Consider the following 21173-nt stretch of genomic DNA (forward strand, 5'->3'; position numbering starts at 1 on the left):
TGTTATTACTGTTTCCAGATCATTCATGGGTGCCTACTTTGCAAGAAATTACAGGGAGCTGTATTTTTCACGTAGACGCTGACGTACTAACTCAGCGACGGTATTAAACATAAATGTAAAAACGAACAGTACAAAAGCGGCCAAGAACATGACCCGATAATGAGAACTTCCGACTTCACTTTCCGGCATTTCAATCGCGATTGTCGCTGACAATGTGCGCATGCCTTCTAAAATGTTCCAATCCATGATTGGTGTATTACCGGTAGCCATCAGCACTATCATGGTTTCACCGATAGCCCGCCCAAGTCCCATCATAATGGCCGAGAAGATCCCCGGACTTGCCGTTAACAGTACAACGCGTGTCAGCGTTTGCCAATGGGTTGCCCCCAAGGCCAATGAGCCGCTGGTCAAATGGCCAGGAACGGAAAAAATCGCGTCTTCGGCGATAGAGAAAATGGTCGGTACCACAGCAATCCCCATCGCAATCCCTACCACTAAGGCATTACGTTGATCGTAACCAATCCCCCACTCGTCGCTCAGGTATGCCCTGACATCTCCAGCAAACCACATTTGTTCAAGCCAAGGACTAAGGTCAAAACAGGCATAGGCTATCAGGACGATCACCGGCATCAGTATGAGGACGTGAAAGCCATTTGGGATCCGACTTCGCCAACTGTCCGGCAGCAAAGACCAACCAATACCGGCCAGCAACATCCCTACAGGGAACATCACGACCAAAGCAACCATGCCAACTAAATGGGATTCCACTATCGGCGCCAGCCAAATACCAGCGAGAAAGCCGAGGATTACGGTCGGTAGCGCCTCCATCAACTCCACGGTGGGTTTCACTATGCCGCGCATCCGCGAAGACATGAAATACGCCGTATATATCGCCCCCGCCAGCGCTAACGGAACGGCAAACATCAAGCCATATAACGCGGCTTTCAACGTACCAAAGACCAATGGTACCAAACTTAGCTTAGGTTCGAACTCATCACTGCCCGATGTCGATTGCCAGACATAATCCGGCTCAGGGTAGCCCTCGTACCAAATTTTCTGCCACAAAGAGGCGAACCCTATCTCGGGATGAGGGTTATCGACATCAAAAACCTGCCAATCATTGCCCTTTAGCGCGACTAAGCGATCTGCCCGTGGCGAAATCATAATTTGCTGCGGTGGGCCATCAGCAAAAACCGGTTCGCGGTATATCGCCCCTTTTACCGTGGTATAAAATGCCGATAGCTGTCCATCCTGCTGCAGGGCAAAAAAGCCCTTGCGGGTATACTCAGGGATCAAAGCGGTTACCGGGCTATCACCAACGGCAAAATTGCGGGTTCTGACCAGTTCACGCTTACCACCTTTACGGGTTTCAAACCACTGGGACAACGATTGATCACTGTGACTGATAAGCAGGGAGTTGGCACCCGATAGCAAAGCCAGCTGTTGTGCCTGGCTACCTGTAGGTTCAATCTCAACCACTTCACGAACCCAGCCTGAAGTACTACCAAACGCGATAACGTATACCTTTTCACCCGCGAGAACATAGGCTGTACGGGCATCAGGTGTCACCGCAATGTCTTTGACTTCAGTTGGCAATCCGCTGATAGCAAAAGAAAAAGATTGCCAATTCGTTCCATTCCCACCCAGCACATTGCTCGTTTCAGAAAATAACGCCGCTCTGGCCCGGCCATCAGCCGTGATCCCGAGAATGATAGCCTGCGTGTCTCGAACCGACGCCGCTAAGCTCACAATCGGCTGGCCTTTGGGGTCTAATTGGATCCGCTCGTGACCTAATGGATAGCTCAATGAAAGGGCGTTATTACCCTTTGTCACAGCCAAGGAAGGTTTGGCAATCAGTACCTCTCCGGACTCGCCTCCCAAAGCATATAATTGATCGGCAGGGAGCGTACGGCCAATACTGACCACATCGTCGAGAAGATTAACCGTACCAACAACGTCTCCCGCAGCGGTTCCGGTAAGGCTTATCGCACTCAGGGAGCCGTCGTCAGCAAGACGGAACAAATGGTCATTGCTGTCACTGACACGAATATCAGCAGCCTTGGTGGTAAAAGCGGTGGTAAATTGCTGCAGGGAGGTCACCTTGACCGATGAGAAGATCGGCAGGATCACATAGAGGAGGTAGAAAAAGATCAAAATGAGGGTAACAAGGACAAAGATCCCACCGGACGTCACACCATAACGAACCAATTTATCTTTTACCTTACGGCCAGGACTCTCTCCCATCAATATCGCACCGGCCTTTGCCATCATTACCTCAATAAATTTACACGTTTACTAATAATATTTCCTTTAGATGACAATTATATGACAGGGCGCCTTTTCCGTCATGTCGACCTCTTAGACTTGAATGACATAAAAGTGAAATAAAAAATATTTATTATTCATTTCTGTGATTTCGTAAAAAATTCAATATCTTGATCGGCCTGTAAGCCTAGACAGGTTCTGCTCATGCTCACATAATAGTCAATATAGAACGGGCAATGACGCCACTTGTATAAGGATATCGTTATGAAGCATCTGATCATTACTGTCATCGGCCAAGATCGCCCTGGCCTAGTAGAAACGCTGTCAGACACGGTTTATCAAAACCATGGCAACTGGCTTTCAAGCAGTCTCAGTAAGTTAGCCGGTCAGTTTACCGGTATCCTGCAAGTAGAAGTCGCCGACCAATATGTCGGCGTGCTCAGCAATGCGCTCAAACAGCTTGATGCCCTTCAAGTTCAGGTGGTCGAAGAAGAAAGCAAAACCCTGCAAACTTCGGTTGTGCACCATCTATTGGTCACAGGTAATGACCGCTCAGGTATTGTCAAAGACGTCACGACCAAGCTCAACCAGCTTGGGATAAATATTCATAAACTCAAAACACACTCTGACAGTGCACCCAACTGGGGCTACCCCATTTTTTCTGCCCGTTTCCAATTAGAGTTGCCTAGCAGTCTGAGTATTGAGTACGTACAAGAAGAGCTGGAGAAGATCGCCGATGATCTCACTGTAGATATCGACGATAACTGATCCCTCAATGCCCCATAGCAAGTAGGAAGACAATGAGCGCTGAACCTCTCTATACCGACAAAGAACTGAGTTGGCTATCTTTTAACGAGCGCGTGCTGCAAGAAGCCGCGGATAAGTCTGTCCCACTGATTGAGCGGGTCCGCTTCCTCGGTATCTACTCGAGTAATACCGATGAGTTCTATAAAGTGCGCTTTGCGGATGTCAAACGCCGTATATTGATCAACGAGGAGCAAGGCAGCAGTGACCGGGCCAAGGATCTATTAAGCAAGATCCAAAGCCGGGTACTCAAGCTAAATCAGGATTTTGATACCCTGTACAATGAAATCCTGCTCGAAATGGCGAGGCGCCATATCTTCCTGGTCAACGAGCAGCAACTTGATGACCACCAGCAAGTCTGGCTGAGAAAGCATTTCCGCACCCGTATTCTGCCTCATGTCACCCCTATCTTGCTGACCGACGACATCGACCTGCTCCAGTTCCTCAAAGACGAATACTCGTACCTTGCTGTAGAAATGCGCCAAGGCAATAGCAAGCGTTACGCCCTGATTGAAATCCCAACCGATCAGCTACCGCGGTTTATCCAGTTGCCTGAGGCCAAGGGAAAGCGACGCAAGACTCTCATATTTCTTGATAACATCATCCGCTTCTGTCTGGACGACATCTTCAGTGGCCTGTTCGAATACGATGAGCTGTCTGCTTATGCGATGAAGATGACCCGCGATGCCGAGTACGACCTGAACCTGGAAGTTGAGCACAGCCTGCTCGAGCAGATGTCTGAAGGTTTGGACCAGCGCCTGACCGCCATGCCGGTCCGATTTGTCTATCAGCGGGATATGCCTGCCGATATGGTCGACGTACTCTGTGGCTTACTGAAAGTCTCAAGCTACGACAGTATCATTCCGGGCGGGCGCTATCATAACTTCAAGGACTTCATCGGATTTCCGAATGTAGGCCGGGACTACCTTGAGAACAAACAACTACCAGCACTCGAAAGCGCCCAGTTTGTAAATGCCCGCAATGCCTTCGATGCGATCAAAAAACAAGATATCCTGCTGTACTACCCGTACCACACCTTCGGCCATATGACTGAGTTGGTTCGCCAGGCCTCCTATGATCCGAAAGTACGCAGTATAAAAATCAATATCTACCGTGTGGCAAAAAACTCACAAATCATCGAATCGATGATCGATGCCGCTAACAACGGTAAACAAGTCACGGTAGTGGTCGAGCTTCAGGCTCGGTTTGACGAAGAAGCCAATATCGAGTGGGCCCGCCGTCTAACAGAGGCGGGGGTACAGGTGCTCTTTGGCGTGCCGGGGCTCAAGATCCACTCCAAACTTTGCCTCATTACCCGCAAGGAAGGCGATGATCTGGTGCGCTATGCCCATCTCGGTACCGGTAACTTCCACGAAAAGACAGCACGGATCTATACCGATTTCTCGCTGATGACCTGCCGCAAGGAAATCACCGATGAAGTCAGGATGGTCTTCAACTACATTCAAAACCCTTACCGTCCGGTGAAATTCAACCATTTGATTGTCTCACCGCGCAACTCCCGCTCACGCCTCTATGACTCGATCGACCGGGAAATTGCCCATGCCAAGCAAAACTTACCATCCGGTATTACACTAAAGGTGAATAACCTTGTCGATAAAGGCCTGATTAACCTGCTTTACCAAGCCAGTAATGCCGGTGTGAAAATCAAGCTGATTGTTCGCGGCATGTGTACTTTGATCCCGGGGATCAAGGGGATTAGCGAGAACATCACGGCGATCAGTATTGTTGACCGTTTCCTCGAACACCCCCGGGTTGTCGTCTTCGAGAATAACGGCGAACCTGATGTGTACATTTCTTCTGCCGATTGGATGACACGAAACATCGACAACCGAATTGAGGTTGGCTGCCCAATTTATGATTCAACGCTGAAAAAGAAGATTATCGACATACTCAATATCCAGCTTTCTGATACCGTTAAGGCCCGTATTATTGATAAAGAAATGTCCAATAAATACGTTCCACGAGGTAATAAACGCAAGATCCGCTCCCAGTTAGCGATCTACGACTACCTCAAACAATCAGAAAAACAGCTTAAGAAAAAAATTAAGAGCGAAAGTAATACATGACAGAGCCTGTACGCCCAAGAGAAATCGCTGCGATAGATATTGGATCGAACAGTTTCCATATGGTGGTTGCCCGTATTGTCGGGCAAAGCCTACAAATCATCAGCCGCCACAAGCAGCGTGTTCATTTGGCCTCTGGGCTAGATAAACACCAAAACCTCGATCAGGCCGCCATTCAGCGCGGTTTAAATTGTTTAGCGATGTTTGCTGAGCGCCTGCAAGGATTTGAACCGGAAAATGTTCGCATTGCCGCCACTTACACCTTACGTCAGGCTAACAACGCCCATGTGTTTCTCAAGCGCGCTGAAGCCCTGCTTCCCTACCCAATAGAAATCATACCCGGTACTGAAGAAGCTCGCTTGATTTACCTTGGTGTCACCCATACTCAACCGGACAGCGGGCAAAAACTGATTGTGGATATCGGAGGGGGTAGTACAGAGCTCGTTATTGGCGATGGCTTTACCCCTCAACTGGCTTACAGCAAACACATGGGCTGTGTCAGCTACAACAAGCATTATTTTGCCAAAGGTAAAATCAGCAACAAAAACATGGCAACAGCGCAACTTGCCGCCCAGCAAAAGCTCGAGAGCATCGCCAGCCAGTACATTCGCAAAGGCTGGCAGACCGCAATCGGCTCTTCAGGCACCATCAAAGCGATTCGGGAAGTCCTGATAGGCCAAGGACACAGTGATGGCGTGATCACTACTAAGCGCCTACAGCAACTTTATGATGCCACCCTCACCATCAAACATTCGGATGAACTCGATTTTGCCGGTCTTAGCGAAGACCGCAAACCGGTCTTTGCTGCCGGGGTCGCCATTCTCAGTGCCGTTTTCAAGTCGCTGAATATCGATGAGATGATTTTTTCAGACGGTGCCCTACGCGAAGGCTTACTGTATGAAATGGAAGAGCGTTTCCGCCACAGTGATATTAGAGTCAGAACCGCGACATCGATGGCCAAACAGTACAACGTCGATATCGCCCAGGCCAACCGGGTTAAAGCAACCGCCGAGCTGCTTTACAACCAAGTAGAGCCGCAACCGGGGCTCACCAAGGTCGAGCTGGCGACCCTGCTCAACTGGGGGGCATTGCTTCACGAAGTGGGGCTGAGCATCAGCTACCCCGGATTCCACCGACATTCAGCCTACCTGCTTCGCTTCAGTACCATGCCGGGGTTCAACCTCGAGCAGCAAACAGTCCTGGCAACTTTGGTTCGCTTCCAGCGCAAGAGCTTAAAGCTAGAGGAAATGCCGGAGCTGAGTATCTATAAGCGCAAACACCTCTACCCGCTGATCCGTACCCTTCGGTTAGCGGTCGCTCTCAATGGCCAACGCAGTGATGACCCACTACCGACGATCACTGTCGATGCCGATAAAGAGAAGTGGCAACTAACCTTGCCTGAGGGTTGGGAGGAGAGTAACCGCTTACTGGCCGCAGATTTGCGCAAAGAGCAGGATTACTGGCGTAAAGCCGGTTGGGAGTTAGCGCTAACCCCTGATAGTGATACCAATCTGGATAAGTAGTTGATCAGGTATTTGCTCTGGAAAAATCGTTGTTATCAAGGCAGATTTTGCAGTAACTAGTGGCTCTAATTACAAAATATCTAACGCAGAGAACAGCGATTTTAACTTGCAAGACAGATCAAATATTTATGTAGGTTAGTATGAGTAGCCTCCAGCTTTCCTGAATCAATAAAAAAGCCGGAGGTCATCTCCGGCTTTTTTATCATCAATTGTCCCGCTAAAGGCCCAGCTCAATCAGTGTTTGCTTCACCGCCTCGGCAGGCAAGGGAACATAACCATCCTTCTTCACCAAATCCTGGCCCTGGTACGACAGGATAAAGCGGATAAATTCGCTCTCAAGCGGTGGCAATGGCCGCTCAGGATGTTTATTAACATAGATATACAGGTAGCGCGCCAATGGGTAACGGCCACTGGCCGCATTCTCTATGGTCGGCGCAACATAATCACTCCCTTTGCGGGAGATGGGTAGCGCCCTGATCCCGGTGGTCTGGTAGCCGACACCGGAATAACCGATAGAATTAAGCGACGTCGATACAGATTGCACGACCGAGGCCGAGCCCGGCTGCTCGTTGACGTTATTGCGAAAATCCCCTTGGCACAGGGCTTTTTGCTTGAAATAGCCATAGGTGCCGGAGACCGAGTTTCGGCCGAAGAGCTGGAGCCCCCGCGTTTCCCAACTGCCTGTTAGCCCCAACTGCCCCCAGCGGGTAATTGATTGGTTACCACCACAGCGCAAGGTTTGCGAAAAAATGGCATCAAGTTGAGTAAAGTCCAGACCTTGCAGCGGATTATCCTCGTTGACAAACACCGCCAACGCATCGATAGCAACTCGGATCTCCGTTGGCTTGTAACCGTACTCCTGCTCAAAGGTCGCAATTTCCCTTGCCTTCATCCGCCGGCTCATCGGCCCAAACTGGGCAGTAGCCTCAATCAAAGCAGTAGGTGCCGTTGACGATCCAGCCGCCTGTACCTGAATATGCACACTCGGATAGGTGCGCTTGAACTCTTCTGACCAATAGGTCATCAAATTGGCAAAGGTATCCGAACCAACCGAGGATAAATTACCGGAGATCCCTTTCACCTTTTCGTAATGAGGCAACGGGCTATGATCTGCATGAGCGGGGCCAGCTGCGACAAAGGCAGACAGAGGAAAAACAAGAGTGATTGCTATTTTCTGCCATCGGCTAATGGCTTGCCAGATCCGATTAATCATTCGGTTATTGTAACTCCTTAAAACGACAACAGCGGCCCTTAGGCCGCTGAATACTTTAGCATGTTTCACCGCCAATTCGGCGTGTTTTGCACTTATGCCGCGTTTGCAATCAAGCGCTGTGGCAAAGTAAACGCGAACGTACTGCCGACATCCACTTCACTCTCGATCTCAAGGTGTGAATCATGGTGGCTCAAGGCATGCTTAACAATCGCCAAACCTAACCCACTGCCACCAGTCTCACGTGATCGTGCCTTATCAACCCGGTAGAAACGCTCGGTCAGACGGTGTATATGCTGCGGCTCGATACCCTGCCCTTGGTCAGTGACTTCCAGTCTCGGACCTGCCGACGTCAGGAACCAACGCACCTTCACTTCCGCATCCGGCGGCGTATGCTTAACCGCATTGTAGACCAAGTTGGAAATCGCACTACGCAGTTGGTCTTCATCACCCAACACTTTGAGCGAGGAATCCACTTCAAAGGTAAATAACTGCTCTTTACCACCGCTGAGAGAAATGGCCTCTTTTTCCAACACATCCAACATTGCCGGAACATCAATCGTCTCTTCGAGTTCGATGTTCGGTGCCGCCTCGATCTTTGACAAGGTCAACAGCTGCTCAACCAAAGAGTTCATTCGGATCAGCTGCTCGGTCATCACCCCGTGGGCTTTATTCCACATCGGGCCCACCAGCATTTCTGGGTCTTTCGACATTTCCAGATAACCTTGCAGCACCGTCATTGGTGTTCTCAGCTCGTGAGATACGTTAGCAAAGAAATTGCGGCGCATACCTTCAAGCTGCTTCACCTGAGAAACATCCCGCACCACCATCAAGTATTCACCTTCGGTGTAATGCATGACCCGTAGCTCAAGAGTACGGTCATAGTTGAGCGGCGATGTAATTTCGAGCGGAACCTCAAAAGATTGCTTACTCAGGTAACGAACAAAGTCCGGACTCCGGAGCAAATTACTGATTGGCTGACCGGCATCATCCGGCCAACGGAAGCCAAGCAGGTGCTGGGCTAGCTTGTTACACCACACTATATTCCCTTCGCTGCGAAAGACAACAACAGCATCAGGAAGGGATTCCGCACCGTTTCTAAAGCGTCGGATCAAGGTTGCCAGCTCTTTGCGACGACGTCTGTTACGTTGCTGCAAACGGTAAATACCATTGAAAAGAGGCTCCCAGCTGCCCGATCCCGAAGGAGGCGTCAGACTCCGCTCTTTCCATAACCAATTAGACATCTTCAACAAATTATGAAAATGCCAAATCAACTGGATCCATGTTGCGACCAGCAAAAACCAGGGCATATAACCAAATACCCACCCCAGTGCGATCCAAGGCAAGTAGAAAAAGAGTAGTTCCCAGACTAACTTTTTCCACGAAAGCCGCTCTACCATTTATAACTCCGTCACCACGTTACCCGCAGTGCGCCTGCTTGATTGTTACTGATACCAATCTGGATAAGTAATTGACCTATGTATTACGCAGGAAAAATGGTTGTTATCAAGGCAGAGATTGCAGTAACTAGTGGCTCTAATTACAAAATCTCTAACATAGATAGCAGCGATTTTAACCAGTAAAACTGATCAAATACTTATTTAGGTTGGTATTACTACTAAACTCGGGTCGAGAAACGGTAACCCGCTCCACGCACCGTCTGAACCAATTTATCATGACCACCAGTCTCTAGTGCTTTACGCAAACGACGGATGTGAACATCAACGGTTCGGTCTTCAACATACACGTTGGTACCCCAAACGTTATTCAGCAGCTGCTCGCGGCTGTATACGCGCTCTTGGTGAGTCATGAAGAAGTGAAGCATCTTGAACTCGGTTGGCCCCATGTCCAATGGTTGTTCGTTAGAGGTCACGCGATGGGATACCGGATCAAGCTTCAGGCCCTGAACATCAATCACGTCATCAAGAGATGTCGGTGAAACGCGGCGCATTACCGCCTTCAGGCGTGCCATCAACTCCTTCGGGGAAAATGGTTTGGTGATGTAATCATCCGCACCCACTTCCAGACCACGTACCTTATCTTCTTCCTCGCCACGGGCTGTCAACATAACAACCGGGATCTGACGAGTCATTTCATCACGCTTCAAGTGCTTGATAAGATTAATTCCTGAGCCACCTGGCAACATCCAATCGAGCAAAATAAGCTCGGGATAAGGTTCGCACAGTTTCTCAAGCGCCATGTCATAATCTTCAGCTTCAACAGCCTGATATCCCTTCTGCTCAAGAACGAAGCAAAGCATCTCGCGAATTGGAGCTTCATCCTCTACAACAAGAATCCGTCTTACCATCGTAGTCAATACCTATTAATTGCTGTCTTTCGGCGCCATTATGTGTGTTAAGTATGACACTTTTGTGACTCTCATGGAGAAATACGTAACTGAACGTATATCATACTGTCATATAGCACTTTGTAGCACATAACAGCAACATATTGATAAAAAACGTGATTAGGACTGCCTCACTTTTAATGAGCAAGCAGCCCATCACCCCCTCACTGTGATCTGGCTCCGGCCTCCTCCTTGAGCCTCCACTGCAACCTGTACACCAATACGTTCAACCAGCGTCCCGACATGGGAAATAACCCCGATCTGGCGCCCATCAGCCTGCAAGGCATCAAGGCAAGCTAGTGCCATTTCCAGGCTATCGGGGTCGAGGGTACCGAACCCTTCATCAATAAACAGCGAGCCAAGCTGGCGAGTATCTGCCGCCAGTGACGCCAATGCCAGTGCAAGAGCCAAGGAAACCAGGAAACTTTCACCACCGGACAGTGACTCCACGCTGCGCACTTCATCGCCCATATCATGGTCAATCACCTGCAGCGCCAACGGGCTGCCCGGTACGGGCTGCAAGGCATAGCGCGGCGCCAAGTCATGCAAATGCTCGTTGGCCAATACCACCAATTGCTGCAGGGTCAGTCCCTGCGCCAAGGTACGGAACTTGTTGCCCGTCGCCGAGCCAATCAGCTCATTCATCTGGATCCACAGTTCAGTGGTAGCTTGCTGGCTTTTGAGTTGTTCGGTCAACGCCCCGGACTGCAACTCGGCTTGCTCGGCCTGTGCCAAGCGCTGCCGACCCTGGAAGATTTGTTCATCCAACGCTGCCTTCTCCGTTTCCCAGCCCGAAACAATCGGTGAGGCAACAGGCTGTGCCGCGCCACTCTGATCAGGTTGAATGCCGCTATCGTCAATATCGATGCTATGCGCAGTCAGCCATTGCTGAGCGATAGCCAACACCGGTTGATGTTCGACCACCGCCAACTCTCTCTCGGACAATACTGTGTTCGCCGCGGCCAGCGCTTGCTCCAACTGCTTCAAGGCTTCACGCTCTTGCGCTAGCCATCCTTCGTTATGAGCCAGCAAGGCTGTCAGAGCCTCATCAGTCAGATCAAATTGCATCAGCCATTGCGCCCACTGGGCTTGCAACTCAGTTAACACCTGCGTGGCATCACCATGCTGTTGTTGCATCGCTTTCAAGGCGGCATCTGCCGCTGCCATGGCTTCACCCGATTGGCGCTGTTGCTGCTGGGCATGATCCAAGGCTAGCTGCTGGCTATGAATGGCCTGCTTGTGCAAGCTTTCAACCGCCGGGAGATCCTGCTCGCCAATGAGGGCGACACGTTGCTGCCACAGTTGTTCTTTCTCCTTAGTCAGCAACGTCATTACCGCCGTAATTTCCGCACTACGCTGCTCCGTATTACGCAGCGCCGTTTGTACTTCTGCCAGTTGCGGTGCCAACAGCCCCAACTGTTTTTCCGCCTCAGCCAATGCGGTTTGATTGACCGAAAACTGCTGTATCTGGGTTTGGAGTTGGGTAAAGAAAGCCTCTTCCCCAACATTTTTCAGCTGCACTAACCACGCATCATTACCGTACTGGCCATTCAGTGCTTCTGCGCGCGCCGTCAAGATTTCCGTTTGGGTTGCTTGCTGTTGCTCTAGTGACTGCAGGCGGGATTGCCATTGCGTCTCTTTCTGAGCATGACTATGCTGCTGATCAACAAGCAGGCTCTGGGCCTGTTGTAACTGCTGCCACTGTCGCTCCAGCTGACGCCCTTGATCAATACGGCGCTGACGCTCTTCACCAGCTTGTTGCAGCTGCTTCAAGGCCATATCCACCTGTGCGACATCCACTTGCCACTGTTCAAACAGCGCGGTTACCCCTGCCAGATCCGATTCAGCGGTTAGTTCCGAAGTGGTTATCTCCGAAGCCGTTTTCTCCGAAACCATGCTCTGGCACAGGGCCGAAAAGACCGTTTCATATTGCTGGTAGACCTGCGCAATCTGCTTCCCCAGCAACTGCCGTTCAGCCTCTAGAGCAATCAAACGCGGCTGCTCAGTTGCCTGTAGCTGCTGCAGTTGCTTTATTTGCACTTCTGCTGCCAACTTCTGTTCAGCCAGCTCAGACACTCGCTGTTGCTGGGCCTGCAGCAGCCCTTCAACAACAGGATTGTCTGTGGCATAGGGGTGTTCGAGCGAACCACACAATGGGCAAGCTTCACCGCCTTTTAATTCGGCCCGGTAATCGTCGAGCTGCATTACCGCACGGCTTTGTTGTAGCATGCCTTCAGCTTCTTTGTGCTGTATCGACAAAGTCGCCAACTGAGGCATCAAGGTTGTTAAACGCTTTGTGGCATCGGCAACGCGTTTGGTGGTGTCTTTCCATTCCCCATCAGCCTTATCCTGTTGCACCAATAGCGATTGCCATTCTTTCGAACCAGAAATACCTTGGCGCAAGGTATCACGCCATTGCAGCTTGTCTGCGTAATGCCCCCGCTCTTGGCTCTGCTGGGCTTCCAGAGCCACGACGTCAAGACTCTGGCGTTGTGCCTCGCACGCCTGTTGCTGCTGTTGTAGATCTTTAACCTTTTGATCTAGGGTGACTTTAGCCTCGGCATGAACCTGTAACTCATGTCCGATCTGTTGCTGCTCTTTACGCAAATCACTATTGGCCCGATGAGCGGCAAGATAGCGTTTCACATTGTCTTCAACCGATGAGGCTTGCTCAGCCAAACGCTTTACATCGGGATGCTGCGCAAAATAGGCCTGTAACTGTTCGGCTTGCTGCTGGTAGCGCTGTTGCGCGTGTTGCAGTTGCGTCACAAGCAGCTGCTGTTCTTGCTGGGTATGGCGATGCTGCTGGCATTGCACATCGAGCTCACGCCACTGATCGTGTAACCCCGATATTTTCTGATCCCACTTGGCAGCGTCTTTTAACTTGGGCTCAACAGCCTGCCACTGTTGTTCCACCTCTTTGAGCGCACCTCGCGCTGCCACCATCTGCTGCTCAGCAGTCTGATGAACTTGGGTTTTTGTCGCCAAAGCCACTGTCGCAGTCGTTAATCCATCAGTGACTTTTTTGAGCTGTGTCTGCGCTTGCTGCAACAATGAAAAATCGCGCTGAGCGGGTTGTACCTGCTCAATCAAGGTCAATTGCGTATAACGTGGCTCCGCCTCGGCTTTTTGCTGGCTCGCTGCAACAGACTGAGTCTTCGCCTGTTCGACACGCGTCGCCAACATAGCTGCGGTCTGCAATGCCTGCTTATGCTGTTTGAATGCTTGCAGCTGGCTATCAAGTTGTTCCACCTGCTGTTTCAAGGTTGCTACTTGGGTCAATAAAGCATGCTTTTCTTCATCAGACAGCAGCACAATATCGCCCAGTTTGTCTTGCAATTGCGTTAAAGCTAGCTTTTCTTCGCGAGCACGTTCATAAGCGGCAACCGAAAGCTGGCCGTAGATTTCGCCGCCTGTCATGCGCTCCAGTAAGGCAGCACGATCGTCGGCGCCCGCTTTGAGGAAGGCCGCAAATTCACCTTGGGGGAGCATCACCGCCCGGCGAAACTGCTCGAAGGTCAAGCCAATCAAACGCTCAATCTCGGCTTGAAGCTCTTGCTTTTTCCCTGCAAACCGTTGGCCAGTATCGATATTTTCCAACCACTGCTCAGCGGCCTGCACACGGCCTTCTGCCCGACCCCGCGCACGGCGGACATGCCAGTGTGCTCGCCAATGGCTACCGTCATTGGCGACAAAGTCGACTTCCGTGTAAGCCTCAGCTTTACCGCGCGATAAAATGCTGCGCACATCGTTGGCTTTGATGCGGCTGCTGTCACCGTCACGGCCGATCTCCGCATCGTTTTTCTTGTTGGATTGCAAACGGGGAATACGGTCGTACAGCGCCAGACAAATGGCATCAAGCAAGGTCGATTTGCCTGCCCCGGTTTTACCGGTAATCGCAAACAAACCAGCGTCTCCCAAGCGCCCGCCCGCAAAGTCTATTTCAAAATGGCTCTGCAGGCTCGCCAGATTTTCACCACGTAAGGCTAGAATTTTCATTGTTTTTCTCCCTCTCGTGACGCAGCATCAGGCTCATTACCCGCCTCATCCTCAACCTGGATCAATAGCTGTTCAAAAGCCGATGCCATTGCAGCATCCGGCTCCCCGTTATATTTTTTAGCCCAACTCAGCGCAAACACTTGCTCAGGGGAAACCTCCGATAAACGACGGTGGTTCAAGCCATCCTGTTGCTCTTGCTGCTGATAATGCGGGGTGATTTTGGCTAAGCGCACCGCCTTACCCTCAATAGCCTGCATGACTTTTTCACGCAGCAATGCCTGAGGCTTATCAAGCAGTACATGCACTTCCAAGAAAGGCTGCTGCTCACGCGGTACATCTTCTACTTCCAAGGCCTCAAGTTCAGCTAACACCGCGTCCAACGAGGCAGGCTTAGCTGGCACTTTGAGCATATCAACCACACGAGGGATCAATAACGGCTTAATCGCTGTTACCTGCTGACCCTCGAAGTCAACCAAAACGACTTGGTGCTTGTAGCGACGTTCAGACATCGACAGTGGTAACGGCGAGCCGCTGTAGCGAATATGATCCTGTTTGGTCACCATCTGCGCCAGGTGCAAATGCCCCAGCGCAACATAATGAATCTCTTCGGCAAAAATCGTGGCCGGCAAGGCATGCTGGTTACCACCGAGCACCCGGCGTTCGGACATTTCCGACAACTTGCCCGATGCCATGTAAGCGTGGCCCATTCCGATCAAGGCTTGTTCCGGTTGCTGCAACTGACGCGCCGCAGCAGTTACCTCGCCATACAGGGTTTCGACGCCTTTAATTAGGCGGTCATCCTCTTCGTCCAAATCTTCGGTGCGAAGATCGGCACTGCGCAAGAAAGGCACCGCCAGCACCCAAGCGGCTTGCTCACCCGCCTTGTTAGTCAGCGGAACCATCATCCGCTCGGTATCCAGCTCTCCATCAGGCAGGCGATGAACACCACCGACGATATGTAAGTCAAACGCCTTGAGTAGCTCATGCGGGGCATCAAGTTTACTTGGCGAGTCGTGATTGCCACCAATCATCACCACGTTCAAGGCCGGCATGCTTTTCGCCATCCGCGCCAAGAAGCGGTACAGCATTCGCCAGGCACTCGCCGGGGGGTTGGCGGTATCAAAAATATCACCCGCAACCAGCAGGGCATCGACCTGCTCTTGCTCAAGGGTTTGCGCCAACCAGTCAAGAAATGCCTGATGCTCGAAATCGCGGTTATAGCCGTGCAGCTGGTGACCCAGGTGCCAATCGGAGGTATGGAGGATCTTCATTGCGGTCGATATGCCGTTCTGGAAAAACTGTTCAAGATTGTACCGCACTTTGTGATGAGCCCAAGCAGCAGAGCACGAAAACTTAAGACAAAAGCCAACCAATGCAATAAGATTGACAGCCAAATGCACAACCAAGGATTTGTAACAGCCATGATGTGGTTTAAAAACGTACTTACCTATCGCTTCAGCCGCGAGATCGACCTCAATCCTGACCAACTAGAAAAGCAGCTTGAAGAATTCCGGTTCACCCCTTGTGGCAGCCAAGATCAGCAAAAATTTGGTTGGGTCCATGCTCTGGGTAAGCACGGCGATATGTTCACCCATGTGATTGGTGACAACATCCTGATTTGTGCGCGTAAAGAAGAAAAAATGCTGCCAGCGTCAGTGATCAAAGAAACACTGAATGAGAAGGTGGAAGCCCAAGAACTTGAGCAAGGCCGCAAGCTAAAGAAAAGTGAAAAAGACACCATCAAAGATGAAATCGTGATGGATCTGCTACCTCGCGCCTTCAGCCGCAAGAGCCAAACCTACGCGCTGATCATGCCAAAAGAAGGCTACGTCTTGGTTGATGCGGGTAGCTTTAAAAAAGCCGAAGACATGCTGGCACTGCTACGTAAGTCTATCGGTAGCCTACCTGTTATTCCGGTAACCCCAGAGAAGCCTGCAGAGCTGACCATGACCGAGTGGGTTCGCTCGAACACATCTCCAGACGGCTTCACTATCGGTGAAGAAGCCGAGTTGAAAGCAATTCTGGAAGATGGCGGTGTGATCCGCTGTAAGCAGCAGGACTTGTCGAGCGATGAAATCATGGCTCACATCGAAGCCGATAAGCTGGTAACCAAGTTGTCGATCAACTGGCAGGACCGCATTGATTTCGTCCTGGGCGACGACCTGTCAATCAAGCGCCTTAAGTTCTCTGACGAGCTGAAAGATCAAAATGAAGACATCGACCGTGACGAGATGGCTGTGCGTATTGATGCCGATCTTTCTCTGATGGCAGGTGAATTTTCGGCTTTCCTACCGAACCTGTTCGAAGTGCTTGGCGGTCTTGAAGCCAAAGCCTAACTGACGGTATTGAGTATTGTGGCACTAAGTAACTTGGTGCCACCCTTTTCCTTTCTGTGCTTAACCTTGCCTCAAGCTTGTAACGCTCTCTCTTTTCTCGCCTGTTTACACCAGCAAACAATGAATACTTCCCCCTGTTTACTGGGTTAGCATTGCTATTGAGGGGTAGATCACAGTAAAATCCCGCCTCAACTCCGTATCCCCCTGCGATACGGCCTGATTTGCAATCAGACACTGGAATTTAAGAGCTATGTTTAAACCTGAATTGTTATCGCCTGCGGGCAGCCTTAAGAACATGCGTTACGCATTCGCCTATGGTGCAGATGCTGTCTATGCCGGCCAACCACGTTACAGCCTTCGCGTCCGTAACAACGAGTTCAACCACGAGAACCTGAAAATCGGTATCGACGAAGCTCATGCTCAAGGCAAAAAGCTTTACGTGGTATGTAACATTCAGCCACATAACTCTAAACTGAAAACCTTCATCCGCGATTTGAAACCGATCGTGGAAATGGGCCCTGACGCACTTATCATGTCAGATCCTGGCCTTATCATGATGGTTCGCGAAAACTTCCCAGAGATGCCAATTCACCTATCCGTTCAGGCTAATGCCGTTAACTGGGCTACCGTGAAATTCTGGTCAACGCAAGGTGTCGAGCGTGTCATCCTGTCTCGTGAACTTTCGCTAGAAGAAATCGAAGAGATCCGTGAACACTGCCCGGAAACCGAGCTGGAAATTTTCGTTCACGGCGCGCTATGCATGGCTTACTCTGGTCGTTGCTTGCTATCTGGCTACATCAACAAGCGTGACCCTAACCAGGGTACCTGCACCAATGCTTGCCGTTGGGAATACAAAACAGAGAAAGCCACTGAAAACGATGCCGGTCAGATTGTCGAAGTACAAGATGCAACGGTTCAGGTGCAAGAAGCTGAAGAGCGTCCAGACAATACATTGGGTCTTGGCAAGCCAACTGACGAAGTCGTACTCCTAAGTGAAGCACACCGCCCAGAAGAAAAAATGGCCGCTTTCGAAGACGAGCACGGCACATACATCATGAACTCGAAAGATCTGCGTGCTATCCAGCACGTTGAGCGTTTGACCAAGATGGGTGTCCACTCTCTGAAAATCGAAGGCCGTACCAAATCTTTCTACTACTGTGCACGTACTGCACAGGTTTACCGCAAAGCGATTGATGACGCGGTTGCCGGCAAGCCATTTGACGAAAGCTTGATGGGTACCTTGGAGAGCTTGGCTCACCGCGGTTACACCGAAGGCTTCCTGCGCCGCCACACGCACGATGCTTACCAGAACTATGACTACGGCTACTCAATTTCTGACAGCCAGCAGTTCGTGGGCGAGTTCACCGGCAAACGCCGTGGTGACTTGGCCGAAGTCGAAGTGAAAAACAAGTTCATCGTGGGTGACAGCCTAGAAGTCATGACCCCGCAGGGCAACGTGATCTTCACCCTTGAAGCGATGGAGAACCGCAAGTCTGAAGTGATTGATGATGCCAAAGGTAACGGCCACTTCGTGTTCATTCCTGTCCCACAAGACATGGATCTAGAATACGCATTATTGATGCGTAACCTAAACTCAGGTGAGAACACCCGTAACCCACACGCACCTAAAGACGGTAAATAATCGCCATGGCGTTATTGATCACCCAAAAGTGCATTAACTGTGACATGTGTGATCCCGAGTGTCCAAACGAGGCGATCATCATGGGGGCCGAAATCTACGAGATCGACCCGGACAAATGCACCGAGTGTAAAGGACACTACGACAAGCCGACTTGCCAGTCGGTATGTCCTATCACCAACTGTATCATTACCGATCCTGACAATATCGAAACAGACGAAGCTCTATTCGAAAAGTTTGTCACCCTTCAGGGATTGGCTTAAACGAAAAAAGCGCCGATGGGCGCTTTTTTTTGTATCTTCACACTGAGCATCATCCCTCTACCGGTGTCCGCAGCAAGGCCAAACATTGCGCCGGCGGGACAGGTTTAGGTTTAGGCTTTTTCTTCACCTTGGCGACTTTTTCTTTCTTCGGTTTTGGCTTCGGCTTCCAGGAAGCAAGCTCTGCCCCGCACCCATCACCCGGCGGCGGTGATTGTTGCGCTTTACAGTTACTGTCGCCATCTGGGCAATGGAGCCTGACATGGAAATGGTAATAATGCCCCCACCATGGTCTGACTTTTTGCAGCCATGCCCGATCGGTCCACTCGCGCTGGCATAGTTGTTCTTTGATCACTGGGTGGACAAATATTCGTGCAACCCGCTCGTCGGCAGCTGCCAGCTGTACCATCAGGGCTTGTTTATCGCTCCAGTTCTTCTTGTTGATCTTATACTGTTTGATATGCACCATCGGCAATGGCTGGACATCAATCAGCTCCGCCTCATTAAGTGGACGCTCGCCGAGCTTAAGCCAAATATCGGCATCTAGCCCGGTTTGGTGACTGGCATGGCCAGACGAAAAACGCCCACCACGCGGCATCGCAATATCACCGACCAGCAATTGGCCAAGCTCTAGCTGGTGGACACTCTTCGACAAGTCATGCAGGAAGCGGATCATCGATTCATGACCGTAAAACCGCCCTCGCTGGGAGCGCATTACCTGATAGCCATCTCCCGCCAGCGGCAGAGGCTCAGCCCCGGCCAAGCAACCATTATTGTAAGTACCGATAGACTCCGACTGGCCTTGTGTCGGCGCTTTTACTTGTTCCCATGGGCTGGCGGCTACCGGCAAGCTCAGTGCTAACCCCAACAACAGCACAAAAAAGTACCTCATGACTGATCCTTTTGTCTTTATTTTCTTGCTCTCTTCAGCATAGCAAGCAATAAAAAAGCTGCCCGCAGGCAGCTTGATCATTGGGATCGAAAAACCAAAATACGATCGTTATTTCATTTGCTGATCCAAATTCAAAATGGTCAGGGCATTACTGACGCTGGTTGCCAGCACATCAACAACCCCAGAGCGCAGAGCGCCGAGCAAAGCCAACGCCTTACTGTTCTCCGCCGCCGTAACCACCACAGTCGGTATATGCCTGAGCTCTTCCATACTGAGCCCAATCACCCTGTCGCTCATCATGGTATCGGCACGTCGGCCTTGGCTATCGAAAAAGTCATAACCAGCGATATCGCCAACTACGCCTTTGCGGATCCTCGCCTCGACAATTTCCTGCGGGGTAAACCAGCCCAGCTTAACCATATGACTGTTTTCATTCATGTCCCCGACACCGACCAAAGCCACATCAGCGCGACGTGCACGATCAAGGGTCTCCTTCACTGTGCCATTCTTCATAAAGGCTTCCCTTACCTTGATATCTTCCACGTAGGCCGGTGCATAGAGAGTTTCACTGATCCCATCGTATTTCTTTGCCAGCAGACGACAAATATGATCAGCGTTAATCGCGTTACCGGAACGATGAGTACCACCAATACCTGAAACAAAGCGACACTTGCGGTGGGGAACAACCCCAACATGGCTGGCAATGGAAGCAATGTTACGTCCCTGCCCTACGGTCACTACCATATCATCGGTCAATATCGAGGATAGGTAGCTAGACACGAGACTGGCCACCTGCAGGCGCTGGCTTTCATCATCAGGCTGGTCAAGGGCAATCAGCGCCCTCTTCAAGTTGAAACGCTCGACCAACTGCTGCTCCAGTTTCTCACTGAATACCGGGTGATACTTCACGGTGATTTCAACCACCCCTTCATCTCTGGCACGGCGTAGTAAACGGCCGACTTTGGCCCTCGACATCCCGAACATCTTGGAAATTTCTTCCTGCGTTGCCCCATCCTGATAATAAGCGATGGCTATCTCGGTAAGCTTGTCGCTGTCAACATGGGTGGTGTCATTCTGGGGCGCTGTCATGGCCATACCTTTTGTTACTAGTTGGGGTTACAAATAGGGTTAAAACTGAAGGGCTATTTTAGCCGTTATCGGAAAAGACAGCGAGTCCCAACCTCAGACAGCCCGCCGAAATGAGACTTAAGCCTTCACCCTGCTTGTGCGAACCGCTTTTTAGACATTATGTTCCAATAACAAGAAAGGCTATACAATGCGGACCAAAATCGTCAATCGAAAAAGCCCCGCTATTTCTAGCAAGGCTTCTTTATAATACCAACCTGGATAAGTAGTTGATCAAGTATTTGCACTGGAAAAATCGTTGTTATCAAGGCAGATATTGCAGTAACTATTGGCTCTAATTACAAAATATCTAACACAGAGAACAGCGATTTTAACCTGCAAGGCTGATCAAATATTTATGTAGGTTGGTATAAGTGGCGGAGCGGCCGGGCTGGCGCACCAGCGGGACTCATTCGCCTGCAAGGCGAACATAACCGATAGATGTAAAAAAGCCCAAGTCGAAAGACTTGGGCTTAGTATAAGTGGCGGTGCTGATGGGACTCAACGCGCCGGGCTTCCGGACGCGACCAAAGTGCACAGCACTTTCGGGAGCGTCAGATACAAGAAAGCCCCGTCTTTCGACGAGGCTTCTTAATAAGTGGCGGAGCGGACGGGACTCAACGCGCCGGGCTTCCGGACGCGACCAAAGTGCACAGCACTTTCGGGAGCGTCAGATACAAGAAAGCCCC

The 21173-nt window shown here is 50.7% G+C and carries 14 protein-coding genes; 6 read left to right on the forward strand and 8 right to left on the reverse strand.

The window, feature by feature from the left end; genetic code table 11:
- Nucleotides 1-48: 48 nt before the first annotated feature.
- Nucleotides 49-2268 (reverse strand): ABC transporter permease subunit, encoded by a 2220-nt coding sequence (locus tag ACVA53_RS09050; RefSeq protein ID WP_446504928.1) that lies wholly within the window; start codon nt 2266-2268, stop codon nt 49-51.
- 261 nt (nt 2269-2529) lie between these two features.
- On the opposite strand from ACVA53_RS09050, the gene ACVA53_RS09055 reads away from it, so the two are divergent.
- The 3 genes from ACVA53_RS09055 to ppx are packed head-to-tail and all read left to right on the forward strand — an operon-like array spanning nt 2530 to nt 6676.
- The gene (locus ACVA53_RS09055; protein WP_255040608.1) at nt 2530-3033 is read left to right on the forward strand and encodes a glycine cleavage system protein R; all 504 of its coding nucleotides are present in this window, start codon (nt 2530-2532) and stop codon (nt 3031-3033) included.
- A gap of 32 nt (nt 3034-3065) precedes the next feature.
- Nucleotides 3066-5156, forward strand: coding sequence for a polyphosphate kinase 1 (gene ppk1, locus ACVA53_RS09060; protein WP_255040607.1), 2091 nt, complete (start codon nt 3066-3068; stop codon nt 5154-5156).
- A complete protein-coding gene (gene ppx / locus ACVA53_RS09065; RefSeq protein ID WP_446504929.1) occupies nt 5153-6676 on the forward strand; it encodes an exopolyphosphatase in 1524 nt (507 codons plus the stop codon). The genes ppk1 and ppx overlap by 4 nt, the downstream gene beginning before the upstream one ends.
- A gap of 217 nt (nt 6677-6893) precedes the next feature.
- Here the strand turns inward: ppx and ACVA53_RS09070 are convergent, their stop codons facing one another.
- The 5 genes from ACVA53_RS09070 to ACVA53_RS09090 form a co-directional block, all read right to left on the reverse strand.
- Nucleotides 6894-7889: a PstS family phosphate ABC transporter substrate-binding protein gene (locus tag ACVA53_RS09070; RefSeq protein WP_446504930.1), complete on the reverse strand. Its 996-nt coding sequence runs from the start codon at nt 7887-7889 to the stop codon at nt 6894-6896.
- 92 nt (nt 7890-7981) lie between these two features.
- Nucleotides 7982-9286, reverse strand: coding sequence for a phosphate regulon sensor histidine kinase PhoR (gene phoR / locus ACVA53_RS09075; RefSeq protein WP_255040604.1), 1305 nt, complete (start codon nt 9284-9286; stop codon nt 7982-7984).
- 218 nt (nt 9287-9504) lie between these two features.
- A complete protein-coding gene (gene phoB / locus ACVA53_RS09080; protein ID WP_107350498.1) occupies nt 9505-10194 on the reverse strand; it encodes a phosphate regulon transcriptional regulator PhoB in 690 nt (229 codons plus the stop codon).
- Nucleotides 10195-10389: 195 nt separating this feature from the next.
- Nucleotides 10390-14232 (reverse strand): AAA family ATPase, encoded by a 3843-nt coding sequence (locus tag ACVA53_RS09085; RefSeq protein ID WP_446504931.1) that lies wholly within the window; start codon nt 14230-14232, stop codon nt 10390-10392.
- Nucleotides 14229-15503, reverse strand: coding sequence for an exonuclease SbcCD subunit D C-terminal domain-containing protein (locus tag ACVA53_RS09090; RefSeq protein ID WP_303629308.1), 1275 nt, complete (start codon nt 15501-15503; stop codon nt 14229-14231). Before ACVA53_RS09090 ends, ACVA53_RS09085 begins: the two co-directional genes overlap by 4 nt.
- Nucleotides 15504-15656: 153 nt before the next feature.
- On the opposite strand from ACVA53_RS09090, the gene rdgC reads away from it, so the two are divergent.
- The 3 genes from rdgC to ACVA53_RS09105 all read left to right on the forward strand — a co-directional run bounded on the left by rdgC (nt 15657) and on the right by ACVA53_RS09105 (nt 18470).
- Nucleotides 15657-16568 carry a recombination-associated protein RdgC gene (gene rdgC / locus ACVA53_RS09095; protein WP_208113437.1) on the forward strand — a complete coding sequence of 304 codons (912 nt, stop codon included), beginning with the start codon at nt 15657-15659 and terminating at the stop codon, nt 16566-16568.
- 250 nt (nt 16569-16818) lie between these two features.
- Nucleotides 16819-18210 (forward strand): prephenate-dependent tRNA uridine(34) hydroxylase TrhP, encoded by a 1392-nt coding sequence (gene trhP, locus ACVA53_RS09100; RefSeq protein ID WP_255040601.1) that lies wholly within the window; start codon nt 16819-16821, stop codon nt 18208-18210.
- 5 nt (nt 18211-18215) lie between these two features.
- Nucleotides 18216-18470: a YfhL family 4Fe-4S dicluster ferredoxin gene (locus ACVA53_RS09105; RefSeq protein ID WP_255040600.1), complete on the forward strand. Its 255-nt coding sequence runs from the start codon at nt 18216-18218 to the stop codon at nt 18468-18470.
- A gap of 49 nt (nt 18471-18519) precedes the next feature.
- Here the strand turns inward: ACVA53_RS09105 and mepA are convergent, their stop codons facing one another.
- Nucleotides 18520-19359, reverse strand: a complete 840-nt coding sequence (mepA, locus tag ACVA53_RS09110; protein WP_446504932.1) for a penicillin-insensitive murein endopeptidase — start codon at nt 19357-19359, stop codon at nt 18520-18522.
- Between the two features lie 108 nt (nt 19360-19467).
- Nucleotides 19468-20448 (reverse strand): sugar-binding transcriptional regulator, encoded by a 981-nt coding sequence (locus ACVA53_RS09115; protein WP_255040598.1) that lies wholly within the window; start codon nt 20446-20448, stop codon nt 19468-19470.
- Nucleotides 20449-21173 lie beyond the last annotated feature (725 nt).

The sequence above is a fragment of the Photobacterium sp. DNB23_23_1 genome (genome assembly GCF_052873815.1).